This window comes from Lysobacter soyae (genome assembly GCF_019551435.1).
Lineage (GTDB): Bacteria > Pseudomonadota > Gammaproteobacteria > Xanthomonadales > Xanthomonadaceae > Solilutibacter > Solilutibacter soyae.
In genome coordinates, this window is the sequence record NZ_CP080544.1 from 2,025,354 (window position 1) to 2,046,158 (window position 20,805).

Annotated in this window: 21 protein-coding genes and 1 tRNA gene; 13 read left to right on the forward strand and 9 right to left on the reverse strand. The window is 58.7% G+C overall.

What is annotated here, in order from left to right; all coding sequences use genetic code 11:
* The first annotated feature begins 2 nt into the window (after positions 1-2).
* Genes rpiA through H8L67_RS09875 form a run of 9 tightly spaced genes read left to right on the forward strand, consistent with a single transcriptional unit; the run spans position 3 to position 9,986 of the window.
* Positions 3-656: a ribose-5-phosphate isomerase RpiA gene (rpiA, locus tag H8L67_RS09835; RefSeq protein WP_220379676.1), complete on the forward strand. Its 654-nt coding sequence runs from the start codon at positions 3-5 to the stop codon at positions 654-656.
* Positions 653-2,158, forward strand: a complete 1,506-nt coding sequence (locus tag H8L67_RS09840; RefSeq protein WP_220379677.1) for an ArnT family glycosyltransferase — start codon at positions 653-655, stop codon at positions 2,156-2,158. Before rpiA ends, H8L67_RS09840 begins: the two co-directional genes overlap by 4 nt.
* Positions 2,155-3,348 carry a phosphatase PAP2 family protein gene (locus H8L67_RS09845; RefSeq protein ID WP_220379678.1) on the forward strand — a complete coding sequence of 398 codons (1,194 nt, stop codon included), beginning with the start codon at positions 2,155-2,157 and terminating at the stop codon, positions 3,346-3,348. The genes H8L67_RS09840 and H8L67_RS09845 overlap by 4 nt, the downstream gene beginning before the upstream one ends.
* Before the next feature lie 3 nt (positions 3,349-3,351).
* Complete coding sequence (gene prmA / locus H8L67_RS09850; protein ID WP_220379679.1) at positions 3,352-4,269, forward strand: 50S ribosomal protein L11 methyltransferase; 918 nt, start codon at positions 3,352-3,354, stop codon at positions 4,267-4,269.
* Entirely contained in the window at positions 4,253-4,804 is a 552-nt protein-coding gene (locus tag H8L67_RS09855) for a DUF3426 domain-containing protein (RefSeq protein ID WP_220379680.1), read from the forward strand. The genes prmA and H8L67_RS09855 overlap by 17 nt, the downstream gene beginning before the upstream one ends.
* Positions 4,805-4,861: 57 nt before the next feature.
* On the forward strand, positions 4,862-5,107 hold the full coding sequence (gene fis, locus H8L67_RS09860) for a DNA-binding transcriptional regulator Fis (protein WP_220379681.1): 246 nt from the start codon (positions 4,862-4,864) through the stop codon (positions 5,105-5,107).
* A gap of 44 nt (positions 5,108-5,151) precedes the next feature.
* Positions 5,152-6,756, forward strand: coding sequence for a bifunctional phosphoribosylaminoimidazolecarboxamide formyltransferase/IMP cyclohydrolase (purH, locus tag H8L67_RS09865; protein ID WP_220379682.1), 1,605 nt, complete (start codon positions 5,152-5,154; stop codon positions 6,754-6,756).
* 18 nt (positions 6,757-6,774) lie between these two features.
* Complete coding sequence (gene purD / locus H8L67_RS09870) at positions 6,775-8,061, forward strand: phosphoribosylamine--glycine ligase (protein WP_220379683.1); 1,287 nt, start codon at positions 6,775-6,777, stop codon at positions 8,059-8,061.
* A gap of 38 nt (positions 8,062-8,099) precedes the next feature.
* Positions 8,100-9,986 (forward strand): MFS transporter, encoded by a 1,887-nt coding sequence (locus H8L67_RS09875; RefSeq protein ID WP_220379684.1) that lies wholly within the window; start codon positions 8,100-8,102, stop codon positions 9,984-9,986.
* Here H8L67_RS09875 and nudC read toward each other — a convergent pair.
* Genes nudC through H8L67_RS09890 form a run of 3 tightly spaced genes read right to left on the reverse strand, consistent with a single transcriptional unit; the run spans position 9,983 to position 11,980 of the window.
* Entirely contained in the window at positions 9,983-10,858 is an 876-nt protein-coding gene (gene nudC, locus H8L67_RS09880) for an NAD(+) diphosphatase (RefSeq protein WP_220379685.1), read from the reverse strand. The genes H8L67_RS09875 and nudC overlap by 4 nt on opposite strands.
* Positions 10,855-11,235: an iron-sulfur cluster insertion protein ErpA gene (gene erpA / locus H8L67_RS09885; protein ID WP_220379686.1), complete on the reverse strand. Its 381-nt coding sequence runs from the start codon at positions 11,233-11,235 to the stop codon at positions 10,855-10,857. The genes nudC and erpA overlap by 4 nt, the downstream gene beginning before the upstream one ends.
* A gap of 37 nt (positions 11,236-11,272) precedes the next feature.
* A complete protein-coding gene (locus tag H8L67_RS09890; protein ID WP_220379687.1) occupies positions 11,273-11,980 on the reverse strand; it encodes a DUF6776 family protein in 708 nt (235 codons plus the stop codon).
* A 98-nt stretch (positions 11,981-12,078) separates the two neighbouring features.
* Here H8L67_RS09890 and H8L67_RS09895 point away from each other — a divergent pair, with 98 nt between their 5' ends.
* On the forward strand, positions 12,079-12,678 hold the full coding sequence (locus tag H8L67_RS09895; RefSeq protein WP_220379688.1) for a DUF4126 domain-containing protein: 600 nt from the start codon (positions 12,079-12,081) through the stop codon (positions 12,676-12,678).
* Here H8L67_RS09895 and H8L67_RS09900 read toward each other — a convergent pair.
* Positions 12,659-13,282, reverse strand: a complete 624-nt coding sequence (locus tag H8L67_RS09900; protein ID WP_220379689.1) for an RNA pyrophosphohydrolase — start codon at positions 13,280-13,282, stop codon at positions 12,659-12,661. The two genes, H8L67_RS09895 and H8L67_RS09900, sit on opposite strands and share 20 nt — an antisense overlap.
* Before the next feature lie 149 nt (positions 13,283-13,431).
* Between H8L67_RS09900 and H8L67_RS09905 the strand changes: the two genes are divergently transcribed.
* From H8L67_RS09905 to H8L67_RS09915, 3 genes are all read left to right on the forward strand, one after another.
* Positions 13,432-13,508 (forward strand) — tRNA-Met (locus H8L67_RS09905).
* A 172-nt stretch (positions 13,509-13,680) separates the two neighbouring features.
* On the forward strand, positions 13,681-14,901 hold the full coding sequence (locus H8L67_RS09910; RefSeq protein ID WP_220379690.1) for a tyrosine-type recombinase/integrase: 1,221 nt from the start codon (positions 13,681-13,683) through the stop codon (positions 14,899-14,901).
* Complete coding sequence (locus H8L67_RS09915) at positions 14,898-15,875, forward strand: hypothetical protein (RefSeq protein ID WP_220379691.1); 978 nt, start codon at positions 14,898-14,900, stop codon at positions 15,873-15,875. Before H8L67_RS09910 ends, H8L67_RS09915 begins: the two co-directional genes overlap by 4 nt.
* On the opposite strand, the gene H8L67_RS09920 is transcribed toward H8L67_RS09915, so the two are convergent.
* The 5 genes from H8L67_RS09920 to H8L67_RS09940 form a co-directional block, all read right to left on the reverse strand.
* Entirely contained in the window at positions 15,856-16,920 is a 1,065-nt protein-coding gene (locus H8L67_RS09920; protein ID WP_220379692.1) for a YagK/YfjJ domain-containing protein, read from the reverse strand. The two genes, H8L67_RS09915 and H8L67_RS09920, sit on opposite strands and share 20 nt — an antisense overlap.
* A gap of 154 nt (positions 16,921-17,074) precedes the next feature.
* Positions 17,075-17,320 (reverse strand): helix-turn-helix transcriptional regulator, encoded by a 246-nt coding sequence (locus H8L67_RS10400; RefSeq protein ID WP_350339434.1) that lies wholly within the window; start codon positions 17,318-17,320, stop codon positions 17,075-17,077.
* Positions 17,321-17,860: 540 nt separating this feature from the next.
* Complete coding sequence (locus H8L67_RS09930; protein WP_220379694.1) at positions 17,861-18,439, reverse strand: JAB domain-containing protein; 579 nt, start codon at positions 18,437-18,439, stop codon at positions 17,861-17,863.
* Positions 18,440-18,534: 95 nt separating this feature from the next.
* Positions 18,535-19,419: a recombination directionality factor gene (locus H8L67_RS09935; RefSeq protein ID WP_220379695.1), complete on the reverse strand. Its 885-nt coding sequence runs from the start codon at positions 19,417-19,419 to the stop codon at positions 18,535-18,537.
* A complete protein-coding gene (locus H8L67_RS09940; protein ID WP_220379696.1) occupies positions 19,413-20,405 on the reverse strand; it encodes a YqaJ viral recombinase family nuclease in 993 nt (330 codons plus the stop codon). The genes H8L67_RS09935 and H8L67_RS09940 overlap by 7 nt, the downstream gene beginning before the upstream one ends.
* Positions 20,406-20,805: the final 400 nt, after the last annotated feature.

The window sequence follows — 20,805 nt, forward strand, 5'->3', positions numbered from 1 at the left end:
ACATGTCTGAAGCGAAACGCCAAGCCGCCCTATCCGCCCTGCGCTATGTTGAGGACGACATGATTGTCGGCGTGGGCACCGGCTCGACCGTGGCCTATTTCATTGACGGGTTGGCCGAATGGAAGGACCGCATCAAGGGCGCTGTGTCGAGCTCCGAGCAAAGCACGGAACGGATGCGCGGCCACGGCATCGAAGTGTTGGAATTGAATGCCACCGGCGGGCTGTCGCTTTATGTGGACGGTGCCGACGAATGCGATGGCCAAGGCCACCTGATCAAAGGCGGCGGCGCGGCGCTCACACGCGAAAAGATCATTGCCGAAGCCAGCGATACCTTTGTCTGCATCATTGATGCCAGCAAGGAAGTCGACGTGCTCGGCAAATTTCCGCTGCCGGTTGAAGTGATCCCGATGGCGCGCAGTCTCGTCGCACGACAAATCGTCTCCTTGACCGGTGGGCAACCGGTGTGGCGCGAAGGCGTGGTGACTGACAACGGCAATTGGATTCTCGACATCCACAATTTGCGGATCAGCGATCCGGTGGCCGTCGAAGCGCGCTTGAACCAGATTCCGGGCGTGGTGAGCGTCGGCTTGTTTGCGCGACGCAAAGCGGACGTCGTGATCGTTGGCGATCGCGCGCCGCGCAAGGTGGAGGCTTGAACGCCGCTGTGAAACAACGCGCGCCCGCCGCACTGTGGGTATTGGTCTTGGGCATGCTGTTCTACCGGATGGCATTCGTCCTGGCGCACGACTACAGCCTGTTCGTTGACGAAGCGCAGTACTGGCTTTGGTCGCGCACGCCCGACTTCGGCTACTACTCCAAACCGCCGTTGATCGCCTGGCTGATTGCGATCACCACCAAGCTTCTCGGCGACACCGAATTTGCCGTCAAGCTGCCGGCGCTGTTGGCCTATCCGCTCGCCGCAGTCTTCATCTATAAAGCCGGTGCCGCGTTGCGCGATGCGCGCACCGGTCTTGTCTCCGCCGCCTTATTTCTCACCATGCCCGGTCAGGCATTGGGCGGTTGGGTTATGTCACCCGACTCCGTCTTGCTGTTGACCTGGGCGGCGGCGCTGTATTGCTTGTGGAAGGCGGTGCAGACGCCTGACACTTTGCGCTACTGGATCGGCCTCGGCGTGGCGATCGGCGTGGGCGCGTTGGCGAAGTACACCATGCTGGTTTTCGTGCCGATGGCCGCGTGGGTATTGATCCGATCGCATCGCGACACGCTGCGAAGCCGCGGCCCATGGATCGCCCTTGCATTGGCGCTGCTGATTTTATCGCCCAATCTCGCCTGGAACGTAGCGCACCAGTTTGAAACCGTGAAGCACACCGCGGAGTTGTCGAACAAATCGGGCGCAGGTTTGCACCTGGGCAAATTCGGCGGCTTCCTCGGCGCGCAATGGGGCATCTTCGGCCTGGTGTCGTTCCCTCTATTGCTGTGGCGGATTTACGCCGGACGTTCTGCTGAAGAACGCTTCTTGAAGCCGTTTACTGTGCCCTATCTTGCAATCATGTTCGGTCTGGCGCTGGTGACTTCGGCCAATGCCAACTGGGCAGTCACGGCGTATGTGGGCGGCAGTTTGTTGGTGAGTTGCTGGCTCGCGGCCTTGCCCAAACGCCAGGTGCTTGCGCTCGCGCTGACATTGAACGTGCTGTTGATGTTGGGCATTTTGCATTACCGCGACGTGGCGAAATGGCTGGGCAAACCGGTGCCGAACCAAGGTCGGGATGTGTATGCACGCGTTATCGGCTGGCGCGAGTTGGGGGCTGCAGTATCGCAACGCGTGCAAAGCGATGGCGCCTTGCCGATTCTGTCGAACGATCGCACCTTGCTTGCGCAAATGGCGTTTTACGTCAAACCCTCGCCCTACCCGGTAGACGCCTTGGACGATGATGGTCATATCAACAATCAGTATGAGATGACCACCCGTGAGCGCGGCTTGCCGAAAGACGCTTACTGGATGGTGTTCAACGCCGGCCAAAACGGCGACGAGCCGATTCGTAGTGGTACCGAAATCGCCAGCTACGCACCCTTGCACACCGCCGGCTATTCGCCGGTGGAAGATCTTGGGGTGATTCGCGTGCGACGCATGGATGGACCGCCACGCAGCGTGCATATGATTCGCGTGACGCGCACTGCGGAGACAGTGACGCCATGAATTTCGCAGCGAGCGCGCGACGTTTGAACTCGAAGTGGGTGCTGTGGGGTTTGCTGTTGGTTGCGGCCATTGGTTCGACGCTGCCGTTTTGGCTGACCGATTTGGACATTCGCGCCTCGGCACTTTTCTATTCGCCTATGCCGGCAGAACTCGGTCGCGAAGCATCGTGGCCGCTGGGTCAGTCCGGCGTGTTCAATACTTTGTATCTTGTCGGCTCGGCCTTGTCGTGGCTGGTGTTGGTGCTGACGATCTTGGCGTACGCGCTGCCCGCCGTGCGCAAGCATCCGCTGCTGCGACAAATCACGCTCACCACCTTGGCGACCGTGGCCTTGGGCACCGGCCTTCTGGTGAATGGACTTGGCAAAGATTTCACCGGACGCCCGCGTCCGCGCACCATCGAAGAATTCGGTGGGCACTCCCAATATCGGAAACCTTTGCAATTGGGTACGCCCGGCGTCGGCAAATCCTTTCCTTGCGGCCATTGTTCCGCCGGTTACGCGGTCGGTGCGGTCGGGCTTGCCTTGCTTTCGGCACGGCCTGCGCTGGGTCTTGGCATCATCGTCGCGTCCATCGGTTTCGGCCTTGCCATGGGTGCGGCGCGCATGGCGGCCGGCGCACATTTCTTAAGTGATGTGCTGTGGTCCGGCATTCTCACGTGGCTTGCGGCACTCGCCGCACATTCGTTGCTCACACGACTGCGAAAAGAAAACGACCGACGACGATGGCCACCATGGCTGAGCTATGTGGGTGTCGGTGTACTCTCGCTCGCGGTGGTGGGCGGCTTGCTGTTCACGCGACCGTTCCACTACCAAGTGCGCGTGCGTGTGCCGGTGGCCGCAATGCCCGCGCAATGGGTCTTCGATACTTCGGTGGCGGACCTCGATATTGCCGTTGACCCCGATGCGCGCGATGCCGTGTCCATCGACGGCGAGATCAAGGGCTTCGGATTTCCGAACGTGCGCGTCAAGGAAAGCGAACGCGTGACTGGCACACAGGTGCTGCGTCAGATCAGACAAACCGGCACCGCCAAAGAAATTGACGCACCGATGAAACTGACCGTGCGACCCGAGATGCTGGATCGCATTGAGGTGCGCATAGGCACCGGCAATGTGAAAATCGTCGACCCCGCATATCGCGCGCGCCTCATGCCGCACGTCAACATCCAAAACGCCACTGCCGAAGCACAATGACCCATGGCCTATCTTGAACTGACATTGCCTTGCACTTTGCCTCAGCAACCCCGCTTCGAGCGCGCACTTGAGGAACTCGGCGCGTTGGCCGTCACCTTGCAAGACGCTGACGCTGAAACGCCGGATGAGCAGGCCATCTTCGAACCCGGTGTCGGCGAAACGCCACTTTGGCAGCAGTTGTATTTGACGGCATTGTTTGACGGCGAAACTGACGCGCTGGTACTGCTCGCGGCACTGGAAGCCTTCGACGCCGACCTGCCTTGGCACGACGTGTCATTCAAGATCATCGAAGACACCGACTGGGAGCGCGCCTGGTTGGACCAATTCAAACCGATGCGATTTGGTCAACGCACCTGGATCGTGCCGTGGAACCACGAACTGCCGGAAGACGCCGGCGCCGATGCGGCGGTGGTGCGTTTGGATCCGGGTCTTGCTTTCGGTTCCGGCACACATCCGACCACCGCGTTGTGTCTTGCCTGGCTGGACGAATTGGGCGCACAAGGCGCTTTGTCAAACAACGCGGTGCTCGACTTCGGTTGCGGCAGCGGCATCTTGGCATTGGCCGCAGTTCGCTTGGGCGCATCACGGGCCGTTGGCATCGACAATGATCCGCAGGCGATCATCGCCACCCATGACAATGCCGAGCGCAACGGCTTGTCAGAACACATCGCGGTGTACTTGCCCGACGACGCGCCAGCAGCGCGCTACCCGGTCGTCGTCGCGAACATTCTTGCCTCTGCCCTCGACGCGCTGGCAGAAGCCTTGGCTGACGCCACGTTGCCGAATGGGCGCCTGGCAATGTCCGGGATCTTGAAAGGCCAGGAAGACGAGTTGCTTGAACGCTTTGCGCCTTGGTTCGAGCAACTGACCGTCTCGACGCAAGAAGATTGGGTACGCATTGACGGTGTCCGTCGTGGCTGAGGGCGGCCCCGACTTCGCCGGAAAGAAATCCGGATTTCGTGCAGAGCGAAAGCTTTGGGTCGCATCCATCCTCTTGGTTCTCGCGCTCGCGCTCCAAGTCTTGATCTCAAACCGGCGTGTGTATGCGCAAAACGCGCTGATGCGCCCGGTCGTGTCTGCCGTCTGCACCGTGTTCCGCTGCACGGTTCCGGCCTGGCGTGAGATCGGTGCATTCAAGATGCAATCGCATGATGTCGTCGCCCATCCGGGACGACCGGATGTGCTGCAGATTCGCGGCAGCTTCCGCAATGAAGCCAAATTGCCACAAGCATGGCCGGTGCTCCGCGCCACCCTGTCCGACATCAACGGCACGCCGATTTATCGTGGCGATTTTTTAGCCAGGGATTATTTGGCGGGCGGACAAGTGCCGGTGGAAATCGGCGCCGGGCAGACCGCCTTGATCGAATTGAATGTGCGCGACCCGGCGCAACGCGCCGTCTCTTTCGATTTCGCATTCAGGGATGCCGCGATGACACCCGTCGTCAAATCGCGCTAGACTCGATTCCCTGCCACCCCCTTGTGGCGATTTTTTCATCAGGCTCATTTCCGCACCATGGATTCACATCGCCCTCGCACCCCGCTCCGCGACCACGTGGCCAACTCGGTTAGTCGTTATCTGCGGGATTTGGATGGTGAATCCACCAACGTGCTGTATCAGTTGGTCTTGCGCGAAGTCGAGATCCCGCTGTTCACCGAAGCGCTTCGCCATTGCGAAGGCAACCAAAGCCGCGCCGCCGATCTGCTCGGCATACATCGCGCGACCTTGCGTAAAAAGCTGCGCGAATACGGAATGGCCTGAAGCGCCGCGCTTTATAATTCGGGGGTCTTGAATCCGGGGTCCCCATGTCTTCCAAAGTCTTTTCTCCCTCCGGCGATGCCGTGACGGTTCGCCGCGCCTTGATCTCAGTCTCCGACAAGACCGGCTTGGTCGACCTCGCCCGGTCGCTTGCGCAGATGAATGTGGAGCTGCTGTCCACCGGCGGCACCGCCAAGGCGCTGCGCGACGCCGGCCTGGCAGTGAAGGACGTCAGTGAGGTCACCGGCTTCCCCGAAATCATGGATGGTCGCGTCAAAACCTTGCATCCCAAGGTGCACGGCGGCTTGCTCGGTCGCGCCGGCCAAGACGACGCCGTGATGCAATCGCTCGGCATCGAAGCGATTGATCTGCTGGTGCTCAATTTGTATCCCTTCGAGTCAGTGTCGGTACGGCCGGGTGTGCAGTTCGACGAATTGGTCGAGAACATCGACATCGGTGGCCCAGCCATGCTGCGTTCCGCGGCAAAGAATTTCGCCCGCGTCACCGTGGCCACCGCGCCGGAGCAATACGCCGCCCTGATCGAAGAAATGAAAAACCACGCCGGTGCGGTGAGCGCGAACCTGCGTTGGAAGTTCGCGGTCGCCGCTTTCGCCCGTGTTGCGCAATACGACGCGGCGATCAGCAGCACCTTGTCGTCGATCACCGACTGCACCGAAGAAGGCATTTGCCGTTCGGTCTTTCCCCAAAGCAATCACGGCGATTTCGAAAAGGTGATGGATTTGCGCTATGGCGAAAACCCGCATCAACAAGGCGCGTTTTATCGCGACCTGTATCCGGTGGCGGGCACCTTGGCCACCTTTTCCCAGCTGCAAGGCAAAGAGCTCAGCTATAACAATCTCGCCGATGCGGATGCCGCGTGGGAGTGCGTTCGCAGTTTCGACGCGCCGGCTTGCGTGATCGTCAAGCATGCCAATCCTTGCGGTGTGGCCGTCGGCGTGGCCTGCGGTGATGCCTACGAACTGGCCTACGCCACCGACCCGACATCGGCCTTCGGCGGCATCCTTGCCTTCAATACCGAACTTGACGGCGCGACCTGCAAAGCGATTCTCGATCGCCAGTTTGTCGAAGTGTTGATTGCGCCCGCCTATTCGGAAGAGGCGTTGGCCTACGCACGCAAGAAAGCCAATGTGCGCGTGCTGCAGATTCCGCTGGGTCATGGTCGCAACATGATGGACGTCAAGCGCGTCGGTTCCGGTCTGTTGATGCAAACCGCGGACAATCATGCGATCGACGCCGACGCATTGAAAGTCGTGTCGACGTTGGCGCCGACCGAAGCGCAACGCCGCGACCTCGTGTTTGCCTGGCGCGTCGCCAAGTACGTGAAGTCGAACGCCATTGTGTATGCCAAAGACAATCGCACGATCGGTATCGGCGCGGGCCAAATGAGCCGTGTGATCAGTGCCAAAATCGCCGGCCTCAAGGCAGAAGAAGCAGGCTTGAGTGTGCCGGGTTCGGTCATGGCATCGGATGCGTTTTTCCCGTTCCGCGACGGCATCGATGCCGCGGCTGCCGCCGGTATCAAAGCAGTGATTCAGCCCGGCGGTTCCATGCGCGATGAGGAAGTGATTGCGGCCGCCAACGAACACGGCATGGCGATGGTCTTTACCGGCATCCGCCATTTCCGCCACTGATTCGGGACGAGGTCGCGTATGAAAGTTTTGGTTATCGGTTCCGGTGGACGTGAACATGCGCTGGCATGGAAATTGGCACAGTCGGCACGCGTGGATCGCGTCTATGTCGCCCCGGGAAATGGCGGCACTGCACACGAGCCCAAGTGTGAAAACGTCGGAATCAAAGCCACCGACATTGCGGCGTTGATCGAATTCGCGCAACGCGAAGCGGTTGCCGTCACTGTGGTCGGACCGGAACAGCCGTTGGTTGCGGGCGTCGTCGATGCCTTTCGCGAACAAGGCCTGCGCATCTTCGGTCCCACCGCCGCGGCCGCGCAATTGGAAGGCAGCAAGGCATTTGCCAAGGATTTCCTGGCCCGCCACGGCATTCCGACGGCGTTCTATGCGGTACACACCGACACCGGAGCCGCCCTCGCCTACGTGCGCGAGAAAGGCGCCCCGATTGTGATCAAGGCGGATGGCCTGGCTGCCGGCAAGGGCGTCATCGTCGCCATGACTTTGGAAGAGGCCGAAGCGGCTGTGCGCGACATGTTGTCCGGTAATGCCTTCGGCGATGCCGGCGCGCGCGTGGTCATCGAAGAATTTCTCGAGGGCGAGGAAGCAAGCTTCATCAGCATCGTCGACGGCCACACGGCGTTGCCGATGGCCACCTCACAAGACCACAAGCGTGTGGGCGACGGCGACACCGGCCCCAACACCGGCGGCATGGGCGCGTACTCGCCGGCACCGGTGGTCACGCCGGCGGTGCACGCACGCGTGATGCGCGAGGTGGTCGAACCCACGGTTCGCGGCATGCGCGAAGACGGCGTGCCGTTCACCGGCTTCTTGTATGCCGGTCTGATGATCGATGCGCAAGGCGCACCCAAAGTCATCGAATTCAATGTGCGTTTCGGCGATCCGGAAACACAGCCGGTGATGCTTCGCCTGCAGTCGGATTTGCTGGACCTGCTTGAAGCCGCGATCGACGGCCAACTCGACGGCGTTGAAGCGCTGTGGGATGCCCGCCCGTCGCTCGGCGTGGTGATGGCGGCAGAAAATTATCCGGGGACGCCGCGAACCGGAGACGTCATCCGATTCGCTGAAAACACAGTGCGCGATTCGAAGATTTTTCACGCCGGCACCAACGAAGTGAACGGCGAGGTGGTGACCTCCGGCGGACGCGTGCTGTGTGTCTGCGCCTTGGGGGATTCCGTGCAAGCGGCGTCGCAAGCTTCCTATGCGGCCGTCGACACCGTGCGTTGGCCCGGCGAATTTCATCGCAACGATATCGGTTGGCGCGCAATCGCCCGCGAAAAGCTAACCTGAGACCCATCGCCCCCACGCTCAAGCAAACAAGGCACTCCATGGCGCACAACCAGTTCGCATTGCTCGGCCAGCGTCGTTTCCTTCCGTTCTTCTTCACACAATGCTTGGGGGCATTCAACGACAACGTTTTCCGGCAGGCCATCATCGGCCTGCTGTTCTGGATGAACGCCACACCCGACCAGCGGACCTTGTATGCGAGCTTGGCACCGGCGATTTTCATCCTCCCCTACTTCCTGTTCTCCGCCACGGCCGGACAAATTGCCGAGAAGTTGGAGAAATCCCGGCTGATCCGCATCACCACGACGATGGAGATTTTCATCATGTCGTTGGCCGGCATCGCCTTCGTGTTGAAGCTGCTGCCGCTGTTGTTGGTCGCGCTGTTTCTCACCGGCGTGCAGTCCACCCTGTTCGGTCCGGTGAAGTATTCGATCCTGCCCTCGGTGTTGCGTCCCGATGAATTGACCGGCGGCAACGGCTTGGTGGAGATGGGGACATCGGTCTGCATCCTGGTCGGAATGATTGTCGGCGGGATGATCTTCGATGTGGCCGGCATCCATGGCCCATGGGCGGCCGCCGGTGCGGTGGTCGCGCTCGCGATCACCGGCAACCTGATCAGCCGCTTGATCCCAGCTTCCGACGCCGCCGCACCCGACTTGAAGATCAATTGGAATCCGCTGATCGAATCCGCCGCGGTCTTGAAGTTGGCACGCAAGCAATTGGCGGTGCGCAACTCGGTGCTGGGCGTGTCCTGGTTTTGGTTTGTCGGCACGGTGTTTGCCGCGACGTTGCCCGACTACGGCACGAAGTTCTTGGGTGGCAGTTATCACGTCTATGTGTTCGCCTTGGCCCTGTTCTCGATTGGCACCGGGGTCGGCTCGATGTTGTGTGAAAAGTTGTCGGCACGCGTGGTGGAAATCGGTTTGGTGCCGCTCGGTGCTTTCGGCATGAGTGCGTTTTTGTTCGATCTGTACTTTGCCCGGACGGGTGTTGCGACCACCGCCGACCTCAGCGTCGGCGCGTTTTTGCAGCAGCCCGGCAGCATGCGCATCGTGTTGGATCTGATCGGCATTGGCCTGTTCAGCGGCTTTTATGTGGTGCCTTTGTTCGCGTTGATTCAAACACGCACGCCGAAGTCGGAACTTTCACGCGTCATCGGTGCGTTGAATATCCAGAATTCCGGCTTTGTGGTGGCCGCATCGATCTTGACGCTGGTGCTGCAAAAGTACGCCGGCTGGAGCATCCCACAACTCTTCCTCGCGCTTGCCGTGGCCAACACCTCGGTCGCGCTGTGGATTTTCTCGATCGTCCCAGAATTCCTGATGCGATTCCTCAGCTGGGTGCTGGTGCGGGGACTGTATCGGTTGCGCTTGAAAGGCGTTCACGAAAATATTCCCGATGAAGGTGCCGCGCTCATCGTTTGCAACCACGTCAGCTACATGGACGCGTTGATTCTTTCGGCGAGCATTCCGCGACCGGTGCGCTTTGTCATGTATTACAAGATTTTCAACATCCCGGTCATGCGTTGGATCTTCAAGACCGCCAAGGCGATCCCGATTGCCGGTGCGCGCGAAAATCCGGCGCTGATGCAGGCCGCATTCGATGAGGTGGATGCCGCATTGGCGGAAGGCGAACTGGTGGCGATTTTTCCCGAAGGCGCGTTGACCAAAGACGGCGAGATGGCGGCCTTCAAAAGTGGTGTCGAAAAAATACTCTCGCGCCGCCCTGTGCCGGTCATTCCCATGGCCCTGCAGGGAATGTGGTCGAGCATGTGGAGTCGTCGCGACTCACGTCTGGGTCGCATGCGTGTTCCGCGGCGATTCCGGGCACATGTGCAGGTGGTGGCGGATGCCCCGCTTCCGGCAGCGGGTGTCAGTGCCGAATCACTCGAGGCGAAGGTACGGGCCTTGCGCGGCGACAACGCCTAAACGCGTTCGCCTGCAGCCCACTGCTCGATCAGCCACCGCGAAATCGACAGCGGTGGCGATAACTTCAAGCCCTGTGTTTCACCGTTGTTGGCGAGCGCCGTCTGGATTTGCGCACGACTGAACCATTGCGCGTCCTCCAACTCGATGCCGTCCACGACCGGCGTGGACATTTCCGCATGCGCCACAAAGCCCAACATCAACGAGCCCGGGAAAGGCCAGGGTTGTGACGCCAGATAACGCGCGCGAAGCACGCGCACGCCCGTTTCTTCCATGACTTCGCGCATGACCGTGTGTTCAAGCGACTCACCCGGTTCGACGAATCCTGCAAGCGTCGAGTAGCGCAGCGGCGGCCACGAAGGATGTCGGCCAAGCAACAGGTGTTCGCCATCGCTGACCGCCATGATCACCGCGGGATCGGTACGCGGATACTGCGTCGTGCCGCAGGCGCGGCAATCTGCCTGCCAACCGGCACGCGTGAACACCAGCGCGCCACCGCACTTCGGGCAAAAGCGATAGTGGCGATGCCAATGCAATACAGCACGCGCCTGCGCAAACAATGTCGATGCGTGCACCGGCCACTGTGTCGCCGCATGGCGAAGCTCGATCCGCGGGTCTGATTCGGCAATGGCTTGCGGCAAGGCATGCGCGAACCAGGCTTGCCCTTGGTGTAAGCCGAGGAACACATCTGCCGCGTCGGCGCCGGTTCGCGCCTGCAGTTGACCGTCTGTACCTGTGCGGGTGAATCCCGCCGGATCGACATCGAGGGTGGACGCGGTTCGCCGCAATGCATCTAGCGCTTCGGTATCGTCGCGCAAGTGATCAGCGCGATCGAGCGCCGCTTCAACAAAGGCGAAATCCGAATAAGGTTTCACACCGTGAAGGAAGAACCGCAACCGCAGGTGGTCTTCGCATTCGGATTGCGAATGGTGAATTGCGCACCGGTGATGTTCACCACGTAATCGACCGTTGCCCCCATCAGGTATTGCAGACTCAAGGGGTCCACCAACAAGGTGACGCCGTTGGTGGTGATGGCCAAATCATCGTCCGATTGGTTTTCGTCAAACTCGAAGCCGTATTGGAATCCGGAACAACCGCCCCCTTGAATGTAGGTGCGGAGTTTCAAGTCGGCATTGCCTTCTTCGGCAATCAACTCGCGCACCTTGTCTGCCGCGGCAGCGGTGAACACCAACGGTGCGTCCAACTGCTGATAGCTGGGTGCCTGAATGTCGTGCTGCGTGATGTCGTTCATTACCTGACAAGTGTAGGCGATCACGCCTGAATTCAAGTTATTGAGCGACCGCTTTCCAGTCGAAACTCTTCTCGACGGGGGCACCTTGCTGCGGCACAAGGCGTGCAGTGATCCGGGTCGGAACGAATCCCGCCGGCAGCATGAAGTCGCCGCTGAGCCGTTGGAAATACTTGAGGCTGAAAGGAACGCCGTCACTGCCGGCCCCTTGGCGCAAATCACTCCACGCCAACTTGGTCAATTTGCCTGCCTGGGTACCCTCCACCGAGAAGCTGAGCCGGCCGGCGGCCTCGCTACCCGATGCGTTACTGCGCGCCACCACTGCCGCGTATTGCCACACTTGACCCTCCCGCTGCGTAAGCTTGAGCTCCTCTACGCCCAGCGGCTGCCGCTGTGCGGAGGTCCCGACAAAGCGTTCATAGAACGCGAGGTCTTCTTTGAGGGTGGCGATTTCCGCATCGCGTGCGGCCAGATCATCCTGCAGTTTCTTGTTCGCGGCGCGCGACACTTCATCGTTCTTCTGTGCCGTTGCCAGGGCCTGCTGCAGTGTTCTCACATCGTTGGCGGGTGGCGTCGCGAGTGCGCCGTCGGGCAATCGACCGCCACGCGTCAGCACGTAACCCAGCGCTGCCAGCACGATGAAGAGGGCTGCCGCGATCAAGCCCCAATGCAGCAGCTGGGCGGAGGTCGCGCCCTGCGCATCGCCTTGCGCCGCGTCGGAGGGGTGCTGGGTATCCGGTCCGTTCATGCTGCACCTATACGCCGAATCTTCACATTGCGTCAAGGCTGGCTGCGGCATAAGTCAGCTGTCGGCTCGGCTGTCGGGCGGTTTCAGGCACGTATCGAATGACTGCAACGCATGTGTTCATCATCGGGATATTGGTCGCGTGGTTGGCGGGTATCCGCGTGTATTTGACCGTGTTCGGCATGGGCGTTGCCGGGGCGATGGGTTGGCTGGATTTGCCGAACGGCTTGGAAGTCGCGCAGTCGCCCTGGGTGATCGGCATTTCCGGGATTCTCGCGGGCGCCGAGTTTTTTGCCGACAAAATTCCAGGCGTGGATACCGGCTGGGATTTGTTGCACACCCTCCTGCGGATTCCGGCCGGCGCATTCCTGGCGGCGTCGGCCATCTCTACCGACGGCAACATGAGTGCCGGGATGCTGGCCGCGGGCGCGGGCGCCGCATTGACCAGTCACACCTTGAAGACAGCGACGCGCGGCTTGTTGAACACCTCACCGGAGCCGGTCAGCAATTGGACCGCATCGGCCACCGAAGACATGACCGCGATCGGCGGCCTTGCCCTCATCTTCGCCCATCCGGAAATCGCCGCTGTGGTCATTTTGCTGGTGACGATTTTGATGGCGCTGGTGTTGTGGTGGCTTTGGAAAAAAATCCGCGCCCTGCGTGACCGCTTGAACCAACCCATCAACCTTGGGCTGAAGTAGCGCCTTCACCGGCGGGCGGTCGACCCCCCGTTGCCGAACGGCGCCTGCGCGGACGCGGCTCGCCTTGGCGCGAGAACGCCAGCTGCCGTTGGATATAAGCGTTGGGCATCGGCACGCTCAATTCGCCGGCCAAATCGCGCGCCGCCGGCGCCAAATGGTGCAATGCCGAGGCATACACGCCGCGCTTGAAGACCACCACGTTCTGCGCCGGATACCAAAAGTCCACCCAGCGGAACTGGTCGAATTCCGGTGAATCGGTGTGATCGAGGTTGACGTCTTTTTCGTCGGCTTTGAATCGCAGCAGGAACCACACCTGCTTTTGCCCGATGCAACGAATCCGATCGTTGCGACGGATGGCCCGCGGCGGCAGGCGATAACGCAACCAGCCGGGCGTCGACCCCAGGACGTCCACATGATCGGCCGTGAGGCCGGTCTCTTCTTCAAGCTCACGGTACATCGCTTCCAACGGGGTCTCGTCAGAATTCATACCGCCCTGCGGGAACTGCCAACCGTCCCTGCGGATACGCCGGGCCCAGAACACACGGCCATCGTCCCTGATCAGGATGATGCCCACATTCGGGCGAAAACCGTCCGGATCGATCACGACGCGGACTCCAAGAATTTATCTGACTCGACAATGCCATGACCCTTGTGAAAGGGCAATGCTTGTCCGGCGCGTGCGTGATGCCTTGCGTTTGACGCGGCGCGGACTAAATGGGACAATTCCGATCCCGCGATTGCGGACCGATGTTCGGCTATGTAGCTCAGCCGGTTAGAGCACAGCACTCATAATGCTGGGGTCGGTGGTTCGAGTCCACCCATAGCCACCATATCGCACTGCGAGCTTGTCCAAGGCACTGCAAAAACCCGCGTATTTCGCGGGTTTTTTTATGCCCGCCCTCCAATACTCTCCGCATTCCTACATTGCTATCCAGAGATTCAGGGGGCATAGTTGGGGGCATATTCGGCAAGAAGAAACTCCATGCCCCCACGAGGTCCACTGTGCCTTTAAGCGACGCTTCCATTCGACAAGCCAAGTCTTCCGGGAAAGTGGTCCGCCTGTATGACTCCGGCGGCCTCTATCTCGAAGTGACACCCTCCGGATCGAAGCTTTGGCGTTGGAAGTTCCGCATTGCCGGTAAGGAGAGGAGGCTTGCTCTAGGCACCTACCCCGCCACGTCACTCAAGGAAGCGCGCCAACGGCGTGACCAAGCCAAGGGGCAACTTGAAGCAGGGGCCGACCCCAGCGCCGCTAAACGTGCGGAAAAGCTTTGTAGCCAAGACCAAGCAGCCAATAGCTTCGAAAAGGTGGCGATAGAGTGGCTGCACGTTAAGAAACACGAATGGACAGAAAAGCAGTTCACCAAAGAACAGGGTCGGCTAAAGAAATATGCCTTTCCATACCTTGGTAATCGGCCGATCGCTGAGATAGGCGTTGCTGACGTAAGGGTTATGATCGAGCGACCGGCACGAGCCGGCTTTCTTGAACAATCTCACCGGCTTCGCTTCCAGCTAAGCCGAATCTTCAAGTTTGCGATCGCGACTGAACGGGCTGAAAGGGATCCAGCGTCTGACCTAAGCGCTGTCCTCCCCTCGCGACGCAAACAGAGGCACCCCACAATTATTGAACCGGACAAAATCGCGGTGCTTCTCAGGGCGATTGACAGTTACGAAGGAAGTGTCGCAGTAGCTGCAGCACTTAGGCTGGCGCCGATGTGGTTCTGCCGTCCTGGAGAGATCAGAATGGCTGAGTGGTCCCAGATAGAGCTGGAGGGCGATCAACCACAATACACGGTTCCGCCGATGAACCGGAAGCTTCGAAAGGCAGCGAAGGAAGCGAAAGAAACGCCTCCCCACGTCATTCCACTGAGTTTACAGGCGGTCGCTATTCTGCAAGAGTTGAAAACGTTCACCGGCCGAGGTCGTTTCGTTTTCCCAAGCGGGCGTGAACCCTCGCGCAACATGAGCGATGGCGCAATCAATGCTGCGCTGGCCCGCCTTGGGTACAAGGGGTTGATAGTTGGACATGGCTTTCGACACATGGCGTCAACCCTCCTGCGAGAACAGGGTTGGTCGAGAGAGGCGGTGGAAGCTCAGCTTTCCCACGAGATCGGCGGGACGGAAGGTGTATACAACTTGGCAAAGTTCTTGCCAGAGCGAAGGCGAATGATGCAGGCTTGGGCGGACTACTTAGACCAACTCAAAAAAGCTTCGACTACATGAACGATCGAGCGGACGGAATACCTAAAAACGAGCGCTCTACACCCAAGACAGCGAAAGCCGAGCAGGTCAGAAAAAAGCGTCTTCAGTTAATCGAGTTCGGTCTTTCGGAGTTCAGGCACCGGGTCAAGGTTACTGATATTGACCGTCCCATCACCTGTGCCGTATGCGATCGTTGCAAGCCCGTTCCACCTCTGTCGCAGAGTATCCACGGGCGTAATTTCTCAAAGCTGATTGATCGCCTAGAACTGTTGTTTGAAAATGGAGCGGGTGAACCGGACGCCGTCAGGGATCTCTATATGGCTCCGTGGTTTGACGCCATGGACTACACGTGCACCTATAGAACTCTATTAGGGACTTTCAATTCGATCATCTTCGCACTTTTCAGATTTGGGTACCCGCCGGAACAACTCCGGCATGTTTTCGACGAACTTTGGGCTGACCGGCTGTCTCTACCCAACTGGTTCGTAAGCACGATTGGAGTTGAAGACCCAGAAGAGAAACTTGAAGCGAGCCTTCGATTCTGGATAGATGCCGCAAGGAAATACGACGAGGCGATAATGTCGCAGAAGCAGGTAGAGGTTGCGTGTGCGCCTCTCTCGGCATCCAACCTTTACTTGGGTTGGGCGGCTCCTCAACTTCTGTTGACACAATTAGGTCGAGCGGCTGCGCAGAAGCAGTTTGGCAAGGTCCATGAGGAACATGCATCGATAAAAGCTTGGGCTTTCAACGAATTGAATAAGTTTCAAGATCAATCTATGGACTCCGTCAAAGACCTAATCTTGAAGCTGACGGGACATAGGGGAGCGCCAATCCCAAAGTCGACGCCAAGTCCAGATGCCTTACGCACCCTCGAGAATCTTCTGCAACGCTTTTACCGCGACGATCAACTCTTCACGACCCAAGTGGATCGGATCGTGAAGAGCAAACGCGGACGACCTCGCGTCCAAAGTAAAATCAAATCTCCTCCTGAATAATCGGCAAGAGCAAGCGCGGTCTTCCGCGTTTTGAGGATCGCCCGCGAATCTGCCCTTTGCCGAACACGCGACGAAGCCCTGGAATCTTCATGCGAACGTAGAGGTCCATCTTGGTCAGGTACATGCATACATCTTTGAGGCCCTCACGTAGCTCGGAATCCCTGTAATCGATCATGCCGATCCCAAGTTTTCCTTTCGTTTCCAACGTCAGTTTGTCGGCGTTGCTTAACCAGTAGCTGGCACCAAAAGATGCAACTCTCTTCCACAGATCTCCCAAGGCATGACCTATGGTGTAATCCTCGCGTACAACATGGCCATTGAAGAACAGCAAGAGATGCATGTGGGGTCCCTTCAATACGCCCCACTCTTTTTTCCATGCGTAGCCAACCATTGCCGGATACTGCGCAACGAGCTGAGCCAGGAACCTCTTGAAGTCTACGTTTGCTTGCACCACTGGCAAACTTCCCGTGCTGGCTGGAGGGAAAGGGTCGGCAACATATCCAAGATCTAAGCGGATGACAAGTAGTCGTGCATGCCGTTCAAACAGTCGGTCGACGTACTTGCGCAGCCCAACGTAGTTCTTGTGCGCAGCGCGTCGTTCGTTCCGCACGGCAGCTGTGTACCCCTCGTTCTTCGCGCGCGCACGCACTTCCATGATCCAAGCATTCATCGCCTCAACGTCCTGAACTCGAATTTCAGCCGGTCGGCGAACTGGCACTGTCGACACCGCCGATTCCCACAGCTCGAAATACTTGCTGAAGCTGTGGTGCGGAAAGCAAGCACGTACTTCTGAGGCATTCAAACTGTTGATCGCAACAACCAGATTCTTCAGCAGCGGCGTGGAACGGACGCGTGGTCCACGCGTGGTTTCGACAACGGAGAATTGATAACCACCTCGCGCCTTTGCTAAGGAGTCGATGAGGTGGTCGCTTTCCAGCAAGATGCGAGGACAATTCATCTCTTTCGAGATGATCCATCCATGGTCTAGTGGAACGCGCGTGTGGAGCCTCCATATTTTCAGAAGGCGCTTTTTATTCTTATTCATTTTCATTCGCATACGCATACGGTTGCATCGCAAAGCGACGGTTAAAAATACCTAAACCCAAATTCGGGTAAGTGGTTGAAGGCGTTTCTTCGCACATCCAAAAATCCGGATCGCGCAGAGCAGGGCGGATTTCGGTGAACGTTTTCAGTAAGAGTTAGTGCGCTAGGCACCCCCGGGCCATAAGCCAGCAGCGCAGTTCCGACGCCAAAAAGCCCACTGCGGTCTTACCCAAGCGAATTGGCTTGGGAAACGTGGGGTCGTTGCGACGAAGCCAGTAGCCATGCGACTGGCTGATGCCCAAGTACTTGCACATGTCTTTCATGCGCAAGATCAAGTCATCTTCGAAGGTTTGCGGTAACAAGGAACACCTCTTTTCTGTTGGGTGTCCACACCATGCCATGCTCGGCTGTCGAACTTATTGGGGGGTACCCCACGCACTTAAATCGGTGCCGCTTCCAGCTGTCGCCTTAGAGTGATGACCACGATACGTGGACATGATTTTTTAGTTCTCAGGTATTTAAACAATCAACTACTTACGCTCCAATCGCCCCGGCGCTGCCGTTATTGACCAAGGTCTTCTTTACATGGCGTCCTGATGGTCTGCTTCTTAATCGATGCCGTGTTCGATTGGCCATTCCTGTAAAAAAAGCCCCCCGGATGGATGCTGGCGCGCGTGTTTGGGTCGAGCCGTTGAACTTAATGTCAAAGCACAAAAGGTGCGAGCGGGAAGGCGCAGCGCACACCCAATACTGACGGGAAGATGCTGTTTGTAACTCGAGAAGACAAGCGCCTGCGTATAGTTTGCGACGACGGTAGCTTGGGCGACGAATTCGACTGGGTGAACATGACGCCGTCGTAGAAGTGGATGGAGAGAACCAAGTAAAAAAAGGTGGGCACCGGGCTGGTGAGGGGAGCCCGCGGGCTCCCCTCATATTCCTGTCTAGACCCATCCCCGCGCGGCAAGCGATACCGCTTTCAAGCCACCCACTACGATGTGGTCAAGCAGCCGGATGTCCACAAGAGCGAGCGCCTGCTTTAGCCGGGAAGTCACCGCCCGATCAGCGGCTGAAGGTTCGAGATGGCCGGACGGATGGTTGTGTGCCACGATCACCCCGCCCGCGCCGAGGGCCAACCCTCGCCTGACAACCTCCCGCGCATGAACCTCTGCGCCGTCGATGGTGCCCAAGAACATTTCTTCGTGCGCGATGAGGCGATTACGCGTATCCAGGAAGGCAACAGCAAAGACCTCCCGTTGTAGGCCGGCCAGCTTGTCGATGAAGAATCGCTGGGACGTTGCCATGTCTGCAAACGCCATACCCTTCACGGCATTCCTATCAACGACCGCGCGCGCTGCCTCAATGATTTGCGTTGAGTCTGCCGGCCGGTATCGTCCACTTTGAGTCCTAACGAACAGGGCCTCCTTGATTTGCTGCTCCACTTGTCTTCTCCAATGCCTGTAGATGTTGAATTTGGATTTCAGTCTTGCGACCTGTCTAGTGATCGCTTGTACATTTGCCATTGCTTCGCCACGACCGTGGCCAACCCGCACGTAGCTAAAATGGCCACGACAATTCCGCCAATTGCCCTGTACATACACGGCCTCCTTTTGCTCCTTTATGGGCTGGCCAATTTCTTGCCAAGCCGCTCGCTAAGTGCCCCTGATGTAACCGACGTCTGGACCTGATGGGCGGCGCCGGGCTCTGGAAAGAACTCTTCGATAACCGAAGGAACGTCGTCCTCGGCCTCCTCAAAGTCGCCGTTGGCGAAGCCCCGCTTTGCGGCCAGATCCAGCGCGTCTTGGTCATAACCACGCTCTTTCCGTTGAAGATCCGTCGCCCTTGCCTGTTCGATGGCCGCTTCCAGCGTCAGTCCACTTCTGACCGTCAGGTCGACGTAGTAGATCGTGGATCGGAAACTCATTGCCGTGCTCTTTCCTCGCAATCTGAGTTCCAAAGGCATTGTGGCCAAGCGCCCGCCGGATACGGCATCGAAGTACTGAAGACGGGCTGCGAGAGTGCGCACCGTGTTGAACGAAGTGGTTCTAAGGACAAAGGTTCCGAATGCGTCCTCGACCTCGTCGCCAATGACCACAGCAAAGCGGGCATAGACTTTGCAGTTGCCCTCCGCGAATGGACATGTGTCGGGTCCGACACATGGCAACGTCTCAACCCGTTCCTTTCCTGCCCTGCGGCAAGACTCGCCGTTCCCTACACATAACGGCCGGCCTGTTCCGCGATCGAACAATGAGTAGGTGCTCCGAAAATTCAACGTCGGATCATTGAAGAGCAGGCGGATCGGCAGCGACCGGAGCTTACCGCCACTTTCTCTCCGAAGTGCTTCATCAAGGGGATGAAGGATCCATCCCTCTCGATTCTGAACCTGCGTGGTAATGGTGAACTGATCGTCCTTTTCTGGAAGGCGCTTGCCGTTACGTTCAATGACCCGCCCAATAGAAATCCGCCCGACAACAGGCGGTGTGATTGCCAAACCTTTCAGCATGTGGAATCCCTCTTTGGATGATTGGAATCCCGAAGCAGCACAAATCGGCGTGCCCCAGGGCGAATGACGGTGTATCTGGATGTAATGTCGGGGTGGTCGACAGCCAGTCGTTTGGTATCCAGACTTGTGCAGTCTTTTGAGCGTTTGAACGACACTTCGCCGTCTGCAAATACCGCTCGAGACGCGTCGCCCATGGCCTGTTGAATCTGTTGCTTCAGCTGCTCGGCAGCCGCTTCCTTCTCTTGTAGTTCGTCCCTGAGATTCGCCAGTGAAGTAAAGGCGTTGCACAGGGCGGCGTCCTCGCTGAAGTCAACCGTCGTGCTCTTGCCAACATAAAGCTGACGCAATGCCTGACCAGCCGACTCACTGCCATCTGCTGGCGGGGGCGTGTCGGTCTCCACATAGCGCCAGAATTGGGTTTCTAAAACGATCAGACGTGCGATCACGTCCTCGTCGCGCCTGATGCGGTGAGTCTCCAACCGCTGCCCGCACAGCAACACCGCCACGTCCGCCGCCCCCCTGCCAGTCACGGCGAGCTGGTGCTGTACTTGCAACTGGACATGTTCGGGCACGCCATCTTTCCAGAGCCGTGAACCGAACTCACCGGCGGTCTTGCATTCCAAGACCTGTGCGCCCGTTGTCCCAACAATCTCGCGATCAATGTTGGCGAGCATGTAAGGAAATATGGGGTGCTGGAGAACAGCATTCACCCGTCGGACTTTGTTCCCAGTGCGCTCCATATACGCTGAAGCGACGAGCGGTTCCAATCGCGTACCCCAGTAGCGCGGATCGGACGTGTCGGGGTCTGCCTTGTGAGCGGCGCGACCGGTCTTCTCCATCCAGAGTTCAAGGGGACTCTTGTAGGGACACATACCGACCGCTGCAGCCGCGTCCGAGCTACCGATGCCACGGCGTCTGATCCCCAGCCATTCACTCCGCGCCATTTCAGTCGTGCTGACCAGTCTGAGCGCCTTCATCTTCTTCATGTTCTCGGCTCCGTAGACAAAAAAGCCCGGCGTTTAGCCGGGCTTGATGTAGATGTTTCGGTGGGATTGGCGACTTACGTCTCTTTGAGAACGCCGTCCTGCCACAAGTACGTTTTGGTTGTGTTTGCCGCCTTGGCGCGATCCTCTGGAGACCCGAACGGTCCAAGAAAGCCCGGCATTGACACGCTCACTCCGCCGGGGATGGCAGTTGCGCTGGTGATCCGGTCGGAGCAGCTTCCAAATTCAGGCGACACTCTGGTGTTGCCTTGTGGCGGGACTTCTACGATGAAAAATGTCATCGGACAGGCGCTGCCACCTGAATTGACTCCTATGAGCGCCGCGTCTGATATCGGCGGACGAACGGACGGAAACGCACTTTCATTGCCTCACCCCATTTACT